Below are 17,213 nucleotides of genomic sequence, written 5' to 3'. Positions count from 1 at the left end.
CGTTAGTTTTTGGACACTGTTCTGGTGCCTGCACGCGCCTGTCTGAGAGCGGCGCGGCTAAAGAATAGACGAGGAATCTGGCGCTGCCGCTCGGGCGAACCCGAGTTTCAGGATGCGCCAAGACTTGCCCTCACTCCCGGGCCTCACGGCTTGAACAGCAATGTCACCAGCCCCAGGCTGATCGACGGAAACACCAGCAGCGCCACCAGCCGCAGCACGTCGCTGGCGAGGAAGGGGAACACGCCCTTGTAGGTTTCGTTCATCGACACGTCGCGTGCGATGCCGTTGACCACGTAGACGTTCAGCCCTACCGGCGGCGCCACCAGCCCGATGCCCACCGTCATCAGCACCAGGATGCCGAACCAGATCGCTTTCGGCTCGGCCTCCAGCCCCATCAGCGGCAAGCCCATCACCGCGGGGAAGATGACCGGAATCGTCAGCAGCAGCATCGACAGCTCGTCCATCACGCAGCCCAGCACGACATACATCGCCAGCACCCCGGCGACGATCAGCAGCGGTGATACCGGCAGGTGGCTGACCCACTGCGCCAGCGCTGCAGGCATCTGCGTCAGCGCGAGTGCGGCGTTCATCATGTCGGCGCCGAGGAAGATCATGAACACCATCGCCGAGGTTTCGGCCGTGCCCATGAAGCTGCGCACGATGCCAGCGCGGTCCAGTTCGCGCCGCATCACGCCCGCGAGGAAGGTGCCGACCGTGCCGACTGCAGCGCCCTCGGTCGGTGAAAACAGCCCGCCGTAGATGCCGCCGAACACCACCAGGAAGATCAGCACGATCGGCCAGATGTTCAGCAGCGCGGCCCAGCGCGCCGACCACGCCAGCGGCGCACTCGGCTTGGCAAGCTCCGGCCGCAAGCGGCAGACGATGGCGATGACGATCAGGTAGCCGGTCATCGCGATGAGCCCGGGAATGAAGGCCGCCGCGAAGAGCTTGGCGACGTTCTGCTCGGTCAGGATCGCGTAGACCACCAGTGGCACCGACGGCGGGATCAGGATGCCCAGCGTGCCGCCGCAGGCCAGCGCCGCGGTGGACAGCCGACCGTGGTACCCATTGGCCTTCATCTCCGGGTAGGCCACCTGGGTGATCGTGGCCGACGTGGCGACGGACGAACCGCACACCGCGCCGAACGCCGCTGCCGCCAGGATCGCCGCCATCGCCAGCCCGCCGCGGATGTGGCCGACAAAGGCCGCCGCTGCCTTGAACAGGTCGCGGCTCAGACCACCTTGGGTGGCGAACTGGCCCATCAGCAGGAACAGCGGGATCACCGACAGGTCGTAGACCGTGAGCCGGGCGACCGGGGCACCCTTGATCTGGTTGAGCAGTGCCATGTCGTTGGTCAGCGCCCAGTAGCCGAGCGCGCCGGGGATGAACATGGCGGCGGCGATCGGCACGCGCAGCGCCATCATCGCCAGCATGCCCGCGAACATCATCAGGCCGATCACGGTGGGCGTCATGCGGTGGCCTCCGTGGCATCGGGGCCGACGACCGCCTGCACCAGTGCGACCAGCGCCGTCAGCGCCAAGCCCGGCGCCAGCAGCGCATAGACCCACCACATCGGCAGGTCGAGGATCATCGTCGCCTCGTGCGCCTCCAGCATGGCCTGTGCGCCAGCCGCCGTGCGCCACGCCAGCAGCGCCGTCATGGCCGCCAGCAGCAAGGCGCCCAGCCCATCCAGCCCGCGCAGGGTGGCCGGCCCGGCTTTCTGGGTGAAGAAGTCCACGATGATGTTGGCGCGGTGAACCTGCGCCCAGGGCAGGCACAGCGAAATGCACAACGCCACGCCAAACTGCGTGAGTTCGACATCACCGGGAATCGGTGTCGCCCACAGCGCCCGCCCGGCGATGCTGACCACCACCATCAGCGCCACCGCCCCGGCGCACAGCCCGCCCAGCACCGCGAACCACCCGGCCAGCCGGGACAGTGCCGCGCTCATTTCTTGTACTTCACCAGCAGATCACGGGCGTCCTGCAGCAGTTGCTTGCCGTTCAGGCCACGCTTGTCCATGTCAGCGGTCCAGTCGTCATACAGCCCGGCCGAAGCCTTGACCCAGTTGTCCATCTCGGACAGCGGCAGCCGGTAGAACACATTGCCGTGGTCCACCGCCGCCTTGCGGCCGACCGCCTGGCTGTTGTCCCAGATCTTGCCGATGGACTGCGAATACGCCGGGCCGCTGTTGGCATCGATCACCTTCTTCAGCTCAGGGCTCAGGCTGTCGTACTTGGCATGGTTCATCGCGAAGACGAACACCGCGCTGTACAGGGCCGGGCGCGACGGGTCGGTCTCGGTGTGGTACTTGACCATCTCGTGCAGCTTCAGCGAGGGCATCACCTCCCACGGCAGCAGGAAGCCATCGATGGTGCCCTTGCTCACCGCATCGGGCAGCGCCGGCAGCGGCATGCCGACCGGGGACGCACCGAGCGCTGCCAGCAGCTTGTTGGTCTGCCGGGTCGGGGCGCGCATCTTCAGACCCTTGAAATCCGCCAGCGTCTTCACCGACTTCTCGCGGGTGTGAACATAGCCTTCGTCGTGGACCCAGGTGGCCAGGATCTTCGTTCCCGGGAATTCCTTGAGCGCGTTCTTCTGCAGGTAGTCCCAGGCGGCGCGGGCGCCCACCTCGGCCGAGTTGGTCATGAAGGGCAGCTCGAACACCTCCATCGCCGGGAAGCGGCCGGCCGTGTAGCCGGGCAGCGTGATGACCACATCGTCCACGCCATCCTTCACGCGGTCCACGAGCTGCGGCGGCGTGCCGCCACCGGACATGGCCGGCAGCACCTGGCACTTCATCTTGCCGGCCGATTCGGCGGCGATCTTGTCGCACCACGGCGTGATGACGTTGACCGAAGCCATCGCCTGGGTGTTCCAGATGTGGTGGAACTTGAGGGTGACTTCCTGGGCTTGGGCAGCGCCGGCCAGGGTCAGCGCGGCGGCCGTGGCAGCCAGCCGGAACGGGGTCTTCATGTCGTTGTCTCCTGATTCAAACGCAAACGCAAACTCAGTCGGCACGATAGCTGCTGTCCAGCACGACACAAGCGGGAGTTCCCGATGCCCCGCCCGCCACCCGCGACACGCAGGCGCAGAGCTGCCGGTTCTCGGCGCGCTGCCCGGCGCTGAGAAAGACATCGCGGTGGTCGAGCACGCCGGACTCCACCGCCAGCACGTCCACCGTGCACAGCCCGCACTCGCCGCGCCGGCAGTCCGCCAGCACCTCGACCCCGGCCCGCTCCAGCGCCTCCAGCAGCGTGCTGTCGGGCGGCACATCGAGCGTCAGGCCGTGCCGGGGCAGCTTCACCGTGAACACCTGCGCCGGGTGTTCGCCGCTGGTGCCGAAGGTCTCGAAGCGCAGGTGTACCGCTGGCCGGCCCGCCTCGGCCCAGACGCGGCGCGTGTGCTGCATCAGCCCGGCCGGGCCGCAGACGTAGAGCTGCGCCTGCGGCGACAGCGCGGCGATCTCGGCGGCGAGGTCCAGCGCCTGCCCCGCCCCGGTGATGACGGTGCGCAGCCGCTCGCCCAGCGCCTCGGTCAGCGTGTCGGAGAACACCAGTTCGTCTGCCGTGCGCGCCACCTGGAGCATCCGTACCCGCACATCGCCGCGCAACGCCGCCCGTTCCGCCAGCGCCTGCGCCATGCCGACCAGCGGCGTCACGCCGATGCCACCGGCCAGCAAGAGCACGTCGCGGGCGCGGTGGTCCAGCTCGAAATGGCTGGCTGGCGCCCCAACCCGCAGCTGGGCACCCTCCTCCAGCCGCCACATCGCCCGCGAGCCGCCCCGGCCTTGCGGCAGGTGCTTGACCGCGATGCGCCAGACGCCATCTCCCGGCAGGCCGATCAGTGAATAGTGGCGCGGCACCGTGCGGCGCTCGCCGACTGGCACCTCGACCGGCAGGTGGCTGCCCGGTGCGTAGGCGGCAGCGGCGCCATCGTCGGGCCGCAAAGTGAACTCGCGCACGGTGGGGCTGAGGTCGGTGATGTGGTCCACCGTGACGAGGTGGGTCTGCTGGCTGGCTTTCATGGCAACAAGCTCCCGCGGGGTCAGGCCGCACGAATGGGGATCACCGCGGCGCCGGGCCGCTGCTCGGCCGCGATCTGGCGGTCGATCAGGCGGCGCGCCCACATCGAACCCGCATCGATGTTCAGGTTGCTGAAGCGGTAGCCAGGGTGGGCGTCGATGGCGCGCTGCTGCGCTTCGAGGATCACCTCGTCCTCGCCGAACACGCGGGTCACGCCTTCGCGCAGCTCGGTGGTGATCTTCTGCTCGGTCAGCAGGTAGTTGCGCGAAAAGGCCCAGAAGTACAGGCAGGTCTTCTCCGTGGACGGCGTGATCGTGTTGAGCACGTAGCCGTTGACGCCCTGCCGCCGGTCGCTCTCGTGGCCCTCGGACGGGATCGCGCCCGTGCCCGCCTTCGCCACCCCCACGTCGATCGCCACGGTACACGGCGCCTCGAAGTGGATGATCTGCCAGCGATCGACCGGACCGGTGTAGCCATGCGCCTGCCGGATCTGCGAGGCCCAGAACGGCGGCGCTTCGATGCCGGACATCCAGCGCGTAACGGTGGCAGTGCGGTCGCCGTGTGTCGTGACGAAGGGCGCCTCGGCCACTTCGCGGTTTCCGATGGACGTGCCGTGGACAAAGGTCTCGTGCGTCAGGTCCATCAGGTTGTCGATCACCAGCCGGTAGTCGCAGGCCACCTCGATCAGCTTGCCATCGCCCGCCCAGGCGGGGTCGTGGTTCCAGTGCAGATCGGGCACCAGCGCGGGATCGGCGAGTGCTGGATCACCGGGCCAGACCCAGACGAAGCGGTGCCGCTCGACCACCGGATACGACGGCACACAGGCCGAAGGGTTGACCGTTTCCTGCGACGGCATGTGGGTGCAGCGACCCTGCGCGTCGTACACCAGTCCGTGGTAGCCGCACTCCACCTCGTCGCCCACCAGCCGCCCCAGCGACAGCGGCAGCAGCCGGTGCCAGCAGGCGTTTTCCAGCGCCACGGCCTCGCCCGCCGTGGTGCGGTAAAGAACCATGTCGCGGCTGGCGATGGTGCGGGGCAGCAGCACGCGCTTGACCTCGTGGTCCCAGGCGGCGACGTACCAGGCGTTCAGCGGAAAGGTGGCGGACATCAGCAGACTCCCTGTGCAGGGGCTAGGAAAAGGGTCTGAAAAAGGAACGGTCGGTGGTTGCCGCGACATTCTGGCCATTTGGCGTGTCCAGCACCACCGAAAGATCCCCCTTGGTTTCTTCCAGTTGCACCAGCGTGGCCTGCCGGGCACCGAGCGGGTCGCGGTGCTGCAGCGCGGTGAGGATGGCCTTGTGGCGCGGCAGCGAGAGCGCATGCGTGTCCGGGTGCTGGCTGCTGAGCTTGATCGACTCGCGCAGCGCCAGCGACAGCATGTTGCCGATGTAGGCCAGCAGCGCGTTGCCGGTGGCCTCGGCGATGCGGCGGTGGAAGGCCAGGTCCGGCTCCAGCAGCGCCTCGGGCGTGGGGGCGGCTTCCATCGCGGCATAGGCGCTGGCGATGCCGTCGATCGCGGCGTCGCTGGCGACCTGGGCGGCCAGCGCGGCGGCGGCTGGCTCGAAGATGCGCCGCACGGTCAGCAGCGTCTCGACGAACTCGCCCTGCGGTTTCGACTGGATCAGCCAGTACAGCACGTCCGGGTCCAGCAGGTGCCAGTCGCTCTGGGCGCGCACCGTGGCGCCGGCCCGCTGGCGCGACAGCACCAGTCCCTTGGCCACCAGCACCCGCGTCGCCTCGCGCAGCACCGGCCGGCTCACGTCGTAGTCGGCACACAGCGACGCCTCGCTCGGCAGCCGGTCGCCGGGCTTCAGCTCGCCCGAGACGATGCGCATCCCCAGGTCGCGCACGATGCGCCCGTGCATGCTTTTTCGGTCAGGCGGCTCGCGGTAGTGCGGGTCCGTGAACGGGGCTTTCACTTGGGCATCAACCCTTCTTCTTGTTGTACACGTCCACGAACACGGCGGCGAGCAGCACCAGCCCCTTGATGACCTGCTGGTAGTCGATGCCGATGCCGAGGATGGACATGCCGTTGTTCATCACGCCCATGATGAAGGCGCCGATCACCGCCCCCAGCACCTTGCCCACCCCGCCCGAAGCCGACGCGCCGCCGATGAAACAGGCCGCGATCACGTCCAGCTCGAAGCCGAGACCCGCCTTGGGCGTGGCCGTGTTGAGCCGCGCCGCGAACACCAGCCCGGCCAGCGCCGCCAGCACGCCCATGTTGACGAAGGTCCAGAACGACAGCCGATCGGTCTTGATCCCCGACAGCCGTGCCGCCTTCTCGTTGCCGCCGAGCGCGTAGAGCCGCCGGCCGACGACGGTGCGCTGCGTCACGAAGTCGAACAGCGCCATCAGCAGCGCCATGATGATCAGCACGTTCGGCAGGCCCTTGTAGGACGACAGCAGGTAGGCGAACAGCGCGATCAGCGCGACGAACACCCCTTGCTTGCCGACGAAGAACGCCAGCGGCTCGCCCGCCATGCCGTGCGCCGCCTGCTGCGTGCGCTCGCGCAGCTTCAGCCAGAACAGCCCCGCCGCCAGCGCCAGCCCGATCACCAGCGAGGTCACGCGCAACGTCTCGCCCTCGAACACGTCGGGGATGAAGCCCGAACTGAGGAGCTGGAAGGTGTCCGGAAACGGCCCGACCGACTGCCCCTGCAGCAGCGCCAGGCTCAGGCCCTTGAACACCAGCATCCCCGCCAGCGTGACGATGAAGGACGGGATCTTCATGAAGGCGACGAACCAGCCCTGTGCCGCGCCGATCAACCCGCCGCAGACGAGGCACACCAGCGTGGCCGGCAGGTAATGCCAGTCGTACTGCACCATCAGCACGGCGGCCAGCGCCCCGATGAAGCCCACCACGGACCCCACGGACAGGTCGATGTGCCCCGCCACGATCACCAGCAGCATGCCCAGCGCCATGATGACGATGTAGCTGTTCTGCAGGATCAGGTTGGTGAGGTTGAGCGGCTGCATCAGCGTGCCGTCGGTCATGACCTGGAAGAAGGCCATGATGGCGATCAGGGACATCAGCATCCCGTACTCGCGGAGGTTGTTCTTCAAGGCATCCATTCAGTGCGCTCCTGCTGACACGATCGATCGCATGATCTTTTCCTGACTCGCCTCGGCGGCGGTGAATTCGGCGACGAAGCGGCCTTCGTTCATCACGTAGATCCGGTCGCACATGCCGAGCAGCTCCGGCATCTCCGACGAGATCATCACGATGCAGCGCCCCTCGGCGGCCAGCCCGGCCATGAGGCTGTAGATCTCGAACTTGGCGCCCACGTCGATGCCGCGGGTCGGCTCGTCGAGGATGAGCACCTGCGGCTGCGAGAACAGCCACTTGCTCAGCACCACCTTCTGCTGGTTGCCGCCGGAGAGGTTGCCGACCGTCTGGTACACGTCGGCGCAGCGGATGCCCAGCGCCCGGCGGTACTCGTTGGCGACCGTGAACTCGCGGCCCTCGTCGATCACGCCGCGTCTGGAGACGCCGGACAGGTGCGCCAGCGTGATGTTGTGGTCGATGCCGTGGTCGAGCACCAGGCCGTAGCCCTTGCGGTCCTCGGTGACGTAGGCGATGCCGTGGTCGATGGCACGCTGGATGGTGGAGACATCGACCACCTGCCCCTTCACCCGCACCTCGCCGCGAATCCGTTGCCCGTAGGCGCGGCCGAACACGCTCATCGCCAGCTCGGTGCGCCCGGCGCCCATCAGCCCGGCGATGCCGACGATCTCGCCGCGCCGCGCCGTCAGGCTGACCCCCTTGACCACCATGCGGTCGGCGTGCAGCGGGTGGTGCACCGTCCAGTCGCGCACCTCGAACACCGTCTCGCCGAGGTCGGGCGTGCGGCGCGGGTAGCGGTCGGCCATCTCGCGGCCGACCATGTGGCGGATGATCTCGTCCTCGCTCGGCGGGGCGTCGCGGCAGTCGATGTGGTGGACCGTCGCGCCGTCGCGCAGCACCGTCACCGCGTCCGCCACCTTGGCGATCTCGTTGAGCTTGTGCGAGATGAGGATGCAGGCGATGCCCTGGCGCCGCAGCTCCACCAGCAGCCGCAGCAGTGCGTCGCTGTCGGTCTCGTTCAGGCTGGCGGTCGGCTCGTCGAGGATGAGCAGCTTCACCTCCTTGGACAGCGCCTTGGCGATCTCCACGAGCTGCTGCTTGCCCACGCCGAGGTCGTCGATCAGCGTGGTGGGCGACTCGGCCAGCCCCACCTTGTCGAGCAGGGCGCGGGTGCGGACGTGGCACGCCTGCCAGTCGATCACGCCGTAGCGCGACGGCTCGTTGCCGAGGAAGATGTTCTCGGCGATCGACAGCAGCGGCACCAGCGCCAGCTCCTGGTGAATGATGATGACGCCGACGTGTTCGCTGTCGGCGATGCCGCTGAAGGCGCGCGGCTGGCCGTCGAAGACGATCTCGCCGCTGTAGCTGCCGTGCGGGTACACGCCGCTGAGCACCTTCATCAGCGTGGACTTGCCGGCGCCGTTCTCGCCCACCACGGCGTGGATCTCGCCGGCCTGCACGCGCAGGTTCACGTTGTCGAGCGCCTTGACACCGGGGAACTGCTTGGTGATGCCGCGCATCTCTAGGATGGTTGTCACGGGGTGGGCCTCGTCATGTATGCCTCCTCCCCCCAGCGGGGGGAGGCCGGGAGGGGGGTTCCCCGCTTACTTGATCTGGCTTTCCTTGTAGTAGCCGCTGTCGATCAGGATCGGCTTCCAGTTCGACACGTCCACGCTGACCGGCTTGAGCAGGTAGGACGGCACCACCTTGACCCCGTTGTTGTAGGTCTTGGTGTCGTTGATCTCGACCTTCTTGCCGCTGAGCATCGCGTCGATCATGCCGCCCGTCACCTTGGCGAGTTCGCGGGTGTCCTTGAACACGGTCGAATACTGCTCGCCGCGCAGCATGGACTTGACCGAGGCGACTTCCGCGTCCTGACCCGAGACGAACGGGTACGGCTGCTTCGGCGTGCCATAGCCGACACCCTTCAGCGACGACAGGATGCCGATGCTCAGGCCGTCATACGGCGACAGCACGGCATGCACGCGGTCCTTGCCGTAGTAGGCGCTGAGCAGGTTGTCCATGCGCGCCTGGGCGACGGCACCATCCCAGCGCAGCGTGCCGACCTTGTCCATGCCCATCTGCTTGGAGCGCACCACCAGCTTGCCGCTGTCGATGTAGGGCTTGAGCACCGACATCGCGCCGTCGTAGAAGAAGAAGGCGTTGTTGTCGTCCGGCGAGCCGCCGAACAGCTCGATGTTGAACGGGCCCTTGCCACCGGCCAGATTCAAGCCCTTGACCAGCGAGTTGGCCTGGATCACGCCGACCTGGAAGTTGTCGAAGGTGGCGTAGTAATCGACGTTCTTGCTGCCCTTGATCAGGCGGTCGTAGGCGATGACCTTGACGCCCTTGTCGGCCGCTTTCTGCAGCGCGTTGGACAGCGTGGTGCCGTCGATCGCGGCAATCACCAGCACCTTGGCGCCCTTGGTGACCATGTTCTCGATCTGGGCGAGCTGGTTCGGGATGTCGTCATCGGCGTACTGCAGGTCGACCTTGTAGCCCTTGTCCTTGAGCACCTTGACCATGCTGTCACCGTCGGAGATCCAGCGCGCCGAGGACTTGGTCGGCATCGACACGCCAACGGTGCCCTTGTCCTGGGCGTGGGCGGTGCCGGTCAGCGCGAACGCGGCGACCAGGGTGGTGGCCAGCGTGGTCTTGAGCATCAGTTTGCGGTTCATCGTTGTCTCCTGTGGGGAATTGAACTTGAGCCAGCCGGGCTCAGCGGGTTGGAATTCAGCGGCCCCAGCGCAGCACCAGCGGATCAAGCCGGCGCGCCGTCTCGATCAGGCCGGCGCGGGTGTCGGGGTGCATCGCGGGCAGCGGATGGCGCGGCGCCTCGCAGGCGATCACGCCGCCCTCCTGCATCAGCGCCTTGCACGCGAGCAGGCCGCACTGGCGGTTCTCGTAGTTGATGAGCGGCAGCCACTGCGTGTAGAGCGCCACCGCCTCTTCGCGCCGCCCTGCGCGGTAGGCATCGACGATCAACCGGATGCCGTCCGGGTACGCGCCGCCGGTCATCGCGCCGGTCGCGCCCGCGTCCAGGTCGGGCAGCAGCGTGATGGCCTCTTCGCCGTCCCACGGCCCTTCGACCGCGTCGCCACCGAGCCGGATCAGCTCACGCAGCTTCGACGCCGCGCCGGCCGTCTCGATCTTGAAATACGCCACCTGCGCGATCTCGCGGGCCATGCGGGCGAGGAAGTCGGCGGACATCGGCGTGCCGCTGATCGGCGCGTCCTGCACCATGATCGGGATGTCGATCGCGTCGGACACGGTGCGGTAGAAGGCGTGGATCTGCCCTTCCGACACGCGCAGCGTCGCGCCGTGGTACGGCGGCATGACCATCACCATCGCCGCGCCCTGTTCCTGCGCACGGCGGCTGCGTTCGGCGCAGATCCGGGAGCTGAAGTGCGTCGTCGTCACGATCACCGGCACGCGGCCGGCGACGTGTTCGAGGATCGCCCGGGTCAGCGTCTCGCGCTCGTCGTCGGACAGCACGAACTGCTCGGAGAAGTTCGCCAGGATGCACAGGCCGTTGGAACCCGCGTCGATCATGAAATCGACGCAGCGCAACTGGCTGGGCAGGTCGAGGTCGCCGGACGCGGTGAACGTCGTCGGAACCACGGGATAGACGCCGGCATGGCGGGGTTTCAGCATGGGGTCACCTCAATGCGAATGGCGCGGCACCTCGGCCCCGCGGCACCCGACCAGGAAATCGAAATCACAACCCTCGTCCGCCTGCAGCACATGCTCGACGTAGAGCTTGCGGTAGCCGCTGCCATCGGCCGGGATGGGCTGGCGCGTGTCGGCCCAGACCGCCAGACGCGCTTGCAACTCCTCGTCCGACACCTCCAGGTGCAGCCGTCCGCCCGCGCAGTCCAGCTCGATCCAGTCGCCGTCCTGCACCACCGCCAGCGGCCCGCCCGCCCGCGCTTCCGGCGCGACGTGCAGCACCACGGTGCCGTAGGCCGTGCCGCTCATGCGCGCATCCGACAGCCGCACCATGTCCGTCACGCCCTGCGCCAGCAGCTTCGGCGGCAGGCCCATGTTGCCCACCTCCGCCATGCCGGGATAACCCCGCGGCCCGCAGTTCTTCAGCACCAGCACCGACTGCGCATCCACCACCAGCTCGGGATCGGCGATGCGCGCCTTGTAGTCTTCGAGGCTCTCGAACACCACCGCCCTGCCCCGGTGCTGCAACAGCGCGGGTGTCGCCGCCGACGGCTTGAGCACCGCCCCACGCGGCGCCAGATTGCCGCGCAGGATGCAGATCCCGCCATCGGCCACCAGCGGCTTGTCCAGCGGGCGGATCACTTCGTCGTTCCAGAGCGGCGCGTCCTGCACGTTCTGCCACAGCGTGCGGCCGTTGGCGGTGAGCGCGTCCGGATGGGGCAGCAGACCCGCATCGCCCAGCCGCCGCAGCACCGCCGGCAGGCCCCCCGCGTCGTGGAACTCCTCCATCAGGAAGCGCCCGGACGGCTGCAGATCGACGATCGTCGGCGTGCCACGGCCCACGCGGGTCCAGTCCTCCAGCGCCAGCTCGACGCCGATGCGCCCGGCGATCGCCTTCAGGTGGATCACCGCGTTGGTCGAACCGCCGATCGCCGCATTGGTGCGGATCGCGTTCTCGAACGCCTCGCGGGTCAGCAGCTTCGACAGGCGCAGATCCTCCTTGGCCATCTCGACGATGCGCATGCCCGACAGGTGCGCCAGCACGTAGCGCCGCGCATCGACCGCCGGGATCGCCGCGTTGTGCGGCAGCGTGACGCCGAGCGCCTCCGCCATGCACGCCATCGTGGAGGCGGTGCCCATCGTGTTGCAGGTGCCCGCCGAGCGCGACATGCCCGCCTCGGCCGACATGAATTCGTGGATCGAGATCGTGCCGGCCTTGACCTGCTCGGAGAGCTGCCACACGGCGGTACCCGAGCCGATGTGGCGGCCTTGATGCTTGCCGTTGAGCATCGGCCCGCCCGACACCGCGATCGCCGGCACGTCGCAGCTCGCCGCGCCCATCAGCAGCGCCGGCGTGGTCTTGTCGCAGCCGACCATCAGCACCACCGCGTCGATCGGGTTGCCGCGAATGGCTTCCTCCACGTCCATGCTCGCCAGGTTGCGCGTGAACATCGCCGTGGGGCGCAGATTTGACTCGCCATTGCTGAACACCGGGAACTCGACCGGGTAGCCACCCGCCTCGAACACCCCGCGCCGCACGCGCTCGGCCAGCTCGCGGAAGTGGGCATTGCACGGCGTCAGCTCGGACCAGGTGTTGCAGATGCCGATGATCGGCTTGCCCTGGAATTCGTGGTCCGGGATGCCCTGGTTCTTCATCCAGCTGCGGTACATGAAGCCGTTCTTGTCCACCGTGCCGAACCATTCGGCGGACCTGAGCTTGCGGGGAGGCGACGACATGGCGGGTGCAACGCGGGGACGCTGGAGTGGCAACGTCGCCATTAAAGTATTACTTTATTTGCGATGTTCACGGTACAAACCCTGAATCCATGCAAATCGCCAAAATTTAGTATGACTACATCGCTACCCCGATCGCCAACCCAGTCGCCACCACCATGTCCCCGCCCAAGCCCCGCCCTGCCCGCTTTGCCCGCTACCCCAGCCTGACCGACCGCACCGTGCTCATCACCGGCGGCGCCACCGGCATCGGCGCCACGCTGGTCCGCGAGTTCGTCGCGCAAGGTGCGCGGGTCGGCTTCATCGACATCGACGAGACGGCGGGCGAGGCCCTGGCCGCCACGCTCGCCAGCAAGGCGCGCACCCGCCACGCGCCGGTGTTCGTGCGTGCCGACGTGACCGACATCCCGGCGCTGCAAGCCGCCATCGCGTCCATCCGCCAACGCTGCGGCCCGATCGCCGCGCTGATGAACAACGCCGCCAACGACCAGCGCCACAGCATCGACTCGACCACCTCGGAGTCGTGGGACCGGGGCGTGGCGGTCAACCTGAAGCACCAGTTCTTCGCCGCACAGGCGGTGGCGCCCGACATGCGGGCGGCGGGCGGCGGCTCGATCGTCAACTTCGGGTCGATCAGCTGGATGCTCAAGCAAGGCGGGATGCCGGCCTACACCGCGTCGAAGGCGGCGGTGCAGGGGCTGACCCGCGGGCTGGCACGGGATCTCGGGCGGTTCAACATCCGCGTCAACACGCTGGTGCCGGGCTGGGTGATGACGGAGAAGCAGGTGCGGCTGTGGGTCGATGACGCGGCGAAGGCGGACATCTCGCGGCTGCAGTGCATCGACCGGCCGCTGATGCCCGCCGACATCGCCCGCATGGCGCTGTTCCTGGCGGCGGACGACAGCGCGCTGTGTACGGCGCATGACTTTCAAGTGGATGCGGGGATCGTTTGATGGACAAGCCTGAAGTCAATGCGGAAGTCACTGCGGAATTGCTGGTGGATGCGCGGGCCAAGCTCGGCGAAGGGCCGCTGTGGTGCCCGGTCGAGCAGGCGCTGTATTGGACCGACATCCAGTCCTCGACGCTCAGCCGCTGGCGGGCGGCGGATGGCGCGGTGCGGGTCTGGCCGATGCCGGAGCGGCTGGGCAGTTTCGCGTTCTGCGAGGCGCCGGGGCGCTTGCTGCTCGCGCTGGCATCGGGGGTGGCGCTGTTCGATCTGGCGCGCGGCGAGTTGCTGACGCCGATCATGCCGGTCGAGCCGGAGAACCCGACGACGCGGCTGAACGACGGGCGCTGTGATCCGCAGGGGCGCTTCGTCGTCGGCATCTACAACCAGACGCCCGACGAGGCGCCGATCGGCCATTTCTACCGCATCGGCTGCACGGATGGGGCGCTGAACGTCGAGCGCCTGCCGCTGCCGAAGATCGGTGTGGCCAACAGCCTCGCCTTCAGCCCGGACGGCACGCGGATGTATTTCACCGACTCGCCGACGCGGCAGATCTGGTGCGTCGATTACCACGCCGACGGGCGGCTGGGCGAGCCGAGGCCATTTGTGAAGCTCGGGGCGCACGAGGGGTATCCGGACGGCTCGACGGTCGATGCGCAAGGGGGTTTGTGGAATGCGCAGTGGCGGGGGAACTGCGTCGTGCGCTATGACGCGGAGGGGCGCGAGACGGATCGGCTGGCGCTGCCGGCGAGTCAGATCACCTGTCCGGTGTTTGGCGGGGCGGGGATGGACGAGTTGTTCGTGACCTCGGCGCGGGCGGGGGTGACGGCGGAGGAACTTGGGGGGGAGCCGGCGGCGGGGGGGGTGTTTCGGTTGCGGGTGGGGCGGCGGGGGGTGGGGCCGTATCGGTTTCGAGGGTGAGACTGGCTGGCTGGTTCGAGGTGCTGGCGCGCTGGGTCGCACTGGGACCAATCGCCAAGCGAATCGGGGTCGGATGGGCCTGTGCGTGAAGTCTTCACGCGCGAAAGTGACGTAAAAAACTATGCTCCCGAAACTTTGATGGCGTAGTGGGTTACGCCTGCTGTGCGGGCTTTTGGCCTGTTGTTACGGGAGTAGAACCATGCATGCCACACAAAAATATCAATTCCAGCGTGGACTCGCTTGTTGTAGCGGACAAGCTGATACGCGGCGTCTGGTTCGTTACGCCAGTAAAGTGTGATGCAGATATCGCGTTAAGCACTTATGGAAACTTGGCAAACCATCCTCCTCGCCATTGGCGGCAATACAGCAGTCCTTGCGGTACTCGGTTTCTTGGGGAAATCTCTTCTCGAAAAGCTAGTTGCTCGTGACACGAAGCGATTTGAGTCTGACCTAAAAGCCAAGTCCGACGCAGCGATTGAACACCTCAAGGGTGAATTGCAACTCAAGGCAGTCGAACACAAAGAAAGGTTCTCGCGCCTTCACGAGAAGCGAGCAACAGTCATTGCTGAGTTGTATGGCTGCCTAGTAGAAATGCTCTCGGAGGCAGAAAGCTTTTTCTCGCTCGTGGAGTGGGAAGGTGAGTCCAACAAAGCTGAGAAGCATCGCGTGGCAATGAGTAAGCTGGTCGAGTTCTTTCGCTTCTTCGATAAAAACCGCATTTACTTGCCTGAAGAACTTTGCGAATCTTTAGAAAATCTTGCAATGAAAGTCCACTCTCACATCATCAGCTTTGGCGTGTATGCAAGATATAGAGAAGAAGGTCTCAATGACCACATACGCGAGAACAAAGAGAAAGCTTGGAATGCAGGGTGGGATGCGATCAAGAACGAAGCCCCCAAGGCTCGCAAGCTTCTTGAAGAGCGATTTCGCGATCTCCTCGGTGCGAGCGCATGAGGGGAAACCTCGGGTGGCTGGCGAAGCCGCTTGAGTTGTCCTTTTCGTTCGTTAGACCTCAATAACAAACGATAACAACATGACTACCACTGCCCCCAAAGTCTTCATCTCCTACTCACATGACAACGAACCACACAAAGATTGGGTACTTACTCTTGCGACCCGATTATTAGAAAATGGAGTCAATATAGTTTTCGATCAATGGGATTTGACGCTGGGTAGCGACCTCCCGCTATTCATGGAAGCAGGCATAACCACTGCGCACAGAGTTCTAGCAGTTTGCACAGAAACCTACGTAGCAAAGTCCAATTCTTTGCGCGGAGGTGTTGGCTACGAGAAAATGATCCTCACCGCGCAAATGATGCAAGATATCGTCGCAGATCGTTTCGTTCCGATTATTCGGAACAACACACTGGCACAGCCCATGCCAACTTTTCTATCGTCTCGGGTCTTCATCGACTTTCGAGACGATCTGCAATACGAGGCCAAATACGCAGAATTACTGCGCGATCTCCATGGCCAGCAAGTAAAACCTCGCCCTCCACTTGGGACAAATCCTTTTGCAAAATTCCCCACGCTAACGGCACCAGTCGTGTCGTTTGGCCCAGAGCGCTATGTATCTCCTGCGCTCGCTGGCTCAGTCACGTTTGATTACTCCAACAACAACGGGAGATACGTTCTTGGAGCCGGTGACATGGCGTTTGAGACCGCCTGGAGTGGGGGAAGTAACACGTCAATTCATGCATACACAGATCCACCCAGCATCCGCTCCATTGCACTAGCACTCGATGCCAACGATGTCACCGAAATATCGGATGCCTCAAAATACGACACATCTTCGCGCACACGCTCACCACGTGTTGGCGAAGTGGTAATCTGGCAAAATACGGCCGGTTATTTTTTGGCCACAAAAGTGGAGAGAATTCAGCGCCGCGGGCACAGAAGTTCTGTCGATGAGATTAACTTCTCCTATGTCATTGCACCAAATAAATCAGCTTCATTTGCAACGTGAAGTCTGGCTGTCGGTTCAACGCGGACGGTTAACCTGGACTGCATTGGTCGGTGGTGTCTAGTCCAGTGCTTTCAAGGTGGATAAACATACAGCCCATCTAAGTGCTTGATTTTGCTCAGTGGGCGCTTTGCGACCGCGTCCGCAAAGCCGAACTTGACACAAGTTGATAAAAATGAACCACTTCTAAGCTGTTGATTTCATTGGGATTTTTCTGTCCTCTTGAAAGCACTGCATGTCAGAGCATCCGGTAGAGAGAATACTTGCATCCAATATGGCGCTGCATTCTCAACTGACCCCCCTGTTTGGTGGTGTGGGCGGTTTGTTGCTGCGCTTCGAGAGGGTGGAGAATCGGGCTGTTCCCCGGATGTTCCAACCCTTTGAGTACCAAGAACAAACCATGTACAACCTCGACAAGATTGCACAGCACACCACCTCGACCCTGACCCACTTAACCCGAGTTACCGCTGCGGTGGTGGCGACCATGCTGACCTCCGCACAAGCTGCGACGGCAGATGTACCGATGCAAGGTGCAATGGTGCTCGGTGCGGTGGTCGGTGTGGCGCCACTGGTGGTCGTGTACTTCGGATGCCGTACTGCTTATCGGGCTGTAGATGCTCGCGGCTGGCGCGTTGTAGTGTCTGTTTCATGCAAGGTGGTCGCCACGCTCGCAATGCTGGTCGCGGCGGCTGCGATCAAGGGCGTGCTTGGTATCGTACTACTTGGTCACCCCTGAGGGATACAAGAGGCTTTGTTGCATAAATAAAGTCTTTGAAATCAATAGCTTGCAATCACTCTAGAGCAGTTTTTAGGCCAATTTCCGGAAAAATCACTTCGAAGTCTTCGTAAGTCGTTGATTTCATGATAAATTTTCATTCGAGTTATGCA

General features: G+C 65.1%; 16 protein-coding genes. 5 read left to right on the top strand and 11 right to left on the bottom strand.

Features of this window, described 5'->3' with window-relative positions:
- Positions 1-143: 143 nt before the first annotated feature.
- From RMP06_RS16190 to RMP06_RS16140, 11 genes are all read right to left on the bottom strand, one after another.
- Positions 144-1,472, bottom strand: coding sequence for a TRAP transporter large permease (locus RMP06_RS16190; protein WP_310462826.1), 1,329 nt, complete (start codon positions 1,470-1,472; stop codon positions 144-146).
- Positions 1,469-1,951 (bottom strand): TRAP transporter small permease, encoded by a 483-nt coding sequence (locus RMP06_RS16185; protein WP_310462825.1) that lies wholly within the window; start codon positions 1,949-1,951, stop codon positions 1,469-1,471. The genes RMP06_RS16190 and RMP06_RS16185 overlap by 4 nt, the downstream gene beginning before the upstream one ends.
- Positions 1,948-2,976 (bottom strand): TRAP transporter substrate-binding protein, encoded by a 1,029-nt coding sequence (locus tag RMP06_RS16180; protein WP_310462824.1) that lies wholly within the window; start codon positions 2,974-2,976, stop codon positions 1,948-1,950. The genes RMP06_RS16185 and RMP06_RS16180 overlap by 4 nt, the downstream gene beginning before the upstream one ends.
- Before the next feature lie 34 nt (positions 2,977-3,010).
- The gene (locus RMP06_RS16175) at positions 3,011-4,027 is read right to left on the bottom strand and encodes a PDR/VanB family oxidoreductase (protein WP_310462823.1); all 1,017 of its coding nucleotides are present in this window, start codon (positions 4,025-4,027) and stop codon (positions 3,011-3,013) included.
- Between the two features lie 20 nt (positions 4,028-4,047).
- Positions 4,048-5,133: an aromatic ring-hydroxylating dioxygenase subunit alpha gene (locus RMP06_RS16170; RefSeq protein WP_310462822.1), complete on the bottom strand. Its 1,086-nt coding sequence runs from the start codon at positions 5,131-5,133 to the stop codon at positions 4,048-4,050.
- A 22-nt stretch (positions 5,134-5,155) separates the two neighbouring features.
- Positions 5,156-5,890 carry a FadR/GntR family transcriptional regulator gene (locus RMP06_RS16165; protein WP_310462847.1) on the bottom strand — a complete coding sequence of 245 codons (735 nt, stop codon included), beginning with the start codon at positions 5,888-5,890 and terminating at the stop codon, positions 5,156-5,158.
- Positions 5,891-5,951: 61 nt separating this feature from the next.
- Complete coding sequence (gene mmsB / locus RMP06_RS16160) at positions 5,952-7,100, bottom strand: multiple monosaccharide ABC transporter permease (RefSeq protein ID WP_310462821.1); 1,149 nt, start codon at positions 7,098-7,100, stop codon at positions 5,952-5,954.
- Positions 7,101-8,630 (bottom strand): multiple monosaccharide ABC transporter ATP-binding protein, encoded by a 1,530-nt coding sequence (mmsA, locus tag RMP06_RS16155; protein WP_310462820.1) that lies wholly within the window; start codon positions 8,628-8,630, stop codon positions 7,101-7,103.
- 66 nt (positions 8,631-8,696) lie between these two features.
- Positions 8,697-9,770 carry a multiple monosaccharide ABC transporter substrate-binding protein gene (gene chvE, locus RMP06_RS16150; protein WP_310462819.1) on the bottom strand — a complete coding sequence of 358 codons (1,074 nt, stop codon included), beginning with the start codon at positions 9,768-9,770 and terminating at the stop codon, positions 8,697-8,699.
- Positions 9,771-9,825: 55 nt separating this feature from the next.
- The gene (locus RMP06_RS16145) at positions 9,826-10,746 is read right to left on the bottom strand and encodes a dihydrodipicolinate synthase family protein (RefSeq protein ID WP_409050185.1); all 921 of its coding nucleotides are present in this window, start codon (positions 10,744-10,746) and stop codon (positions 9,826-9,828) included.
- A gap of 9 nt (positions 10,747-10,755) precedes the next feature.
- Positions 10,756-12,498, bottom strand: a complete 1,743-nt coding sequence (locus tag RMP06_RS16140) for an IlvD/Edd family dehydratase (RefSeq protein ID WP_310462818.1) — start codon at positions 12,496-12,498, stop codon at positions 10,756-10,758.
- A gap of 155 nt (positions 12,499-12,653) precedes the next feature.
- Here RMP06_RS16140 and RMP06_RS16135 point away from each other — a divergent pair, with 155 nt between their 5' ends.
- The 5 genes from RMP06_RS16135 (at position 12,654) to RMP06_RS16115 (ending at position 17,061) form a co-directional block, all read left to right on the top strand.
- Positions 12,654-13,448, top strand: a complete 795-nt coding sequence (locus RMP06_RS16135; RefSeq protein ID WP_310462817.1) for an SDR family NAD(P)-dependent oxidoreductase — start codon at positions 12,654-12,656, stop codon at positions 13,446-13,448.
- Positions 13,448-14,362, top strand: coding sequence for an SMP-30/gluconolactonase/LRE family protein (locus RMP06_RS16130; protein WP_310462816.1), 915 nt, complete (start codon positions 13,448-13,450; stop codon positions 14,360-14,362). The genes RMP06_RS16135 and RMP06_RS16130 overlap by 1 nt, the downstream gene beginning before the upstream one ends.
- A gap of 321 nt (positions 14,363-14,683) precedes the next feature.
- Entirely contained in the window at positions 14,684-15,316 is a 633-nt protein-coding gene (locus RMP06_RS16125) for a hypothetical protein (protein WP_310462815.1), read from the top strand.
- A 79-nt stretch (positions 15,317-15,395) separates the two neighbouring features.
- Positions 15,396-16,328, top strand: coding sequence for a toll/interleukin-1 receptor domain-containing protein (locus RMP06_RS16120; protein ID WP_310462814.1), 933 nt, complete (start codon positions 15,396-15,398; stop codon positions 16,326-16,328).
- A 232-nt stretch (positions 16,329-16,560) separates the two neighbouring features.
- On the top strand, positions 16,561-17,061 hold the full coding sequence (locus RMP06_RS16115) for a hypothetical protein (protein ID WP_310462813.1): 501 nt from the start codon (positions 16,561-16,563) through the stop codon (positions 17,059-17,061).
- The last annotated feature ends 152 nt before the right edge of the window (positions 17,062-17,213 follow it).

Source organism: Sphaerotilus sp., assembly GCF_031429695.1.
In the GTDB taxonomy this organism is placed as follows: domain Bacteria; phylum Pseudomonadota; class Gammaproteobacteria; order Burkholderiales; family Burkholderiaceae_C; genus Sphaerotilus.
The sequence above is the reverse complement of the archived record's forward strand: the minus strand, read 5'-3'. Positions and strand labels throughout refer to the sequence as shown.

Coding starts and splice junctions, on each gene's coding strand:
- RMP06_RS16175 (WP_310462823.1), bottom strand. CDS start 4,027: ATGAAAGCCAGCCAGCAGACCCACCTCGTCACGGTGGACCACATCACC.
- RMP06_RS16145 (WP_409050185.1), bottom strand. CDS start 10,746: ATGCTGAAACCCCGCCATGCCGGCGTCTATCCCGTGGTTCCGACGACG.
- RMP06_RS16130 (WP_310462816.1), top strand. CDS start 13,448: ATGGACAAGCCTGAAGTCAATGCGGAAGTCACTGCGGAATTGCTGGTG.
- RMP06_RS16185 (WP_310462825.1), bottom strand. CDS start 1,951: ATGAGCGCGGCACTGTCCCGGCTGGCCGGGTGGTTCGCGGTGCTGGGC.
- RMP06_RS16115 (WP_310462813.1), top strand. CDS start 16,561: ATGTCAGAGCATCCGGTAGAGAGAATACTTGCATCCAATATGGCGCTG.
- mmsB (WP_310462821.1), bottom strand. CDS start 7,100: ATGGATGCCTTGAAGAACAACCTCCGCGAGTACGGGATGCTGATGTCC.
- RMP06_RS16120 (WP_310462814.1), top strand. CDS start 15,396: ATGACTACCACTGCCCCCAAAGTCTTCATCTCCTACTCACATGACAAC.
- RMP06_RS16165 (WP_310462847.1), bottom strand. CDS start 5,890: ATGCACGGGCGCATCGTGCGCGACCTGGGGATGCGCATCGTCTCGGGC.
- RMP06_RS16180 (WP_310462824.1), bottom strand. CDS start 2,976: ATGAAGACCCCGTTCCGGCTGGCTGCCACGGCCGCCGCGCTGACCCTG.
- RMP06_RS16125 (WP_310462815.1), top strand. CDS start 14,684: ATGGAAACTTGGCAAACCATCCTCCTCGCCATTGGCGGCAATACAGCA.
- RMP06_RS16135 (WP_310462817.1), top strand. CDS start 12,654: ATGTCCCCGCCCAAGCCCCGCCCTGCCCGCTTTGCCCGCTACCCCAGC.
- RMP06_RS16140 (WP_310462818.1), bottom strand. CDS start 12,498: ATGTCGTCGCCTCCCCGCAAGCTCAGGTCCGCCGAATGGTTCGGCACG.
- chvE (WP_310462819.1), bottom strand. CDS start 9,770: ATGAACCGCAAACTGATGCTCAAGACCACGCTGGCCACCACCCTGGTC.
- RMP06_RS16190 (WP_310462826.1), bottom strand. CDS start 1,472: ATGACGCCCACCGTGATCGGCCTGATGATGTTCGCGGGCATGCTGGCG.
- RMP06_RS16170 (WP_310462822.1), bottom strand. CDS start 5,133: ATGTCCGCCACCTTTCCGCTGAACGCCTGGTACGTCGCCGCCTGGGAC.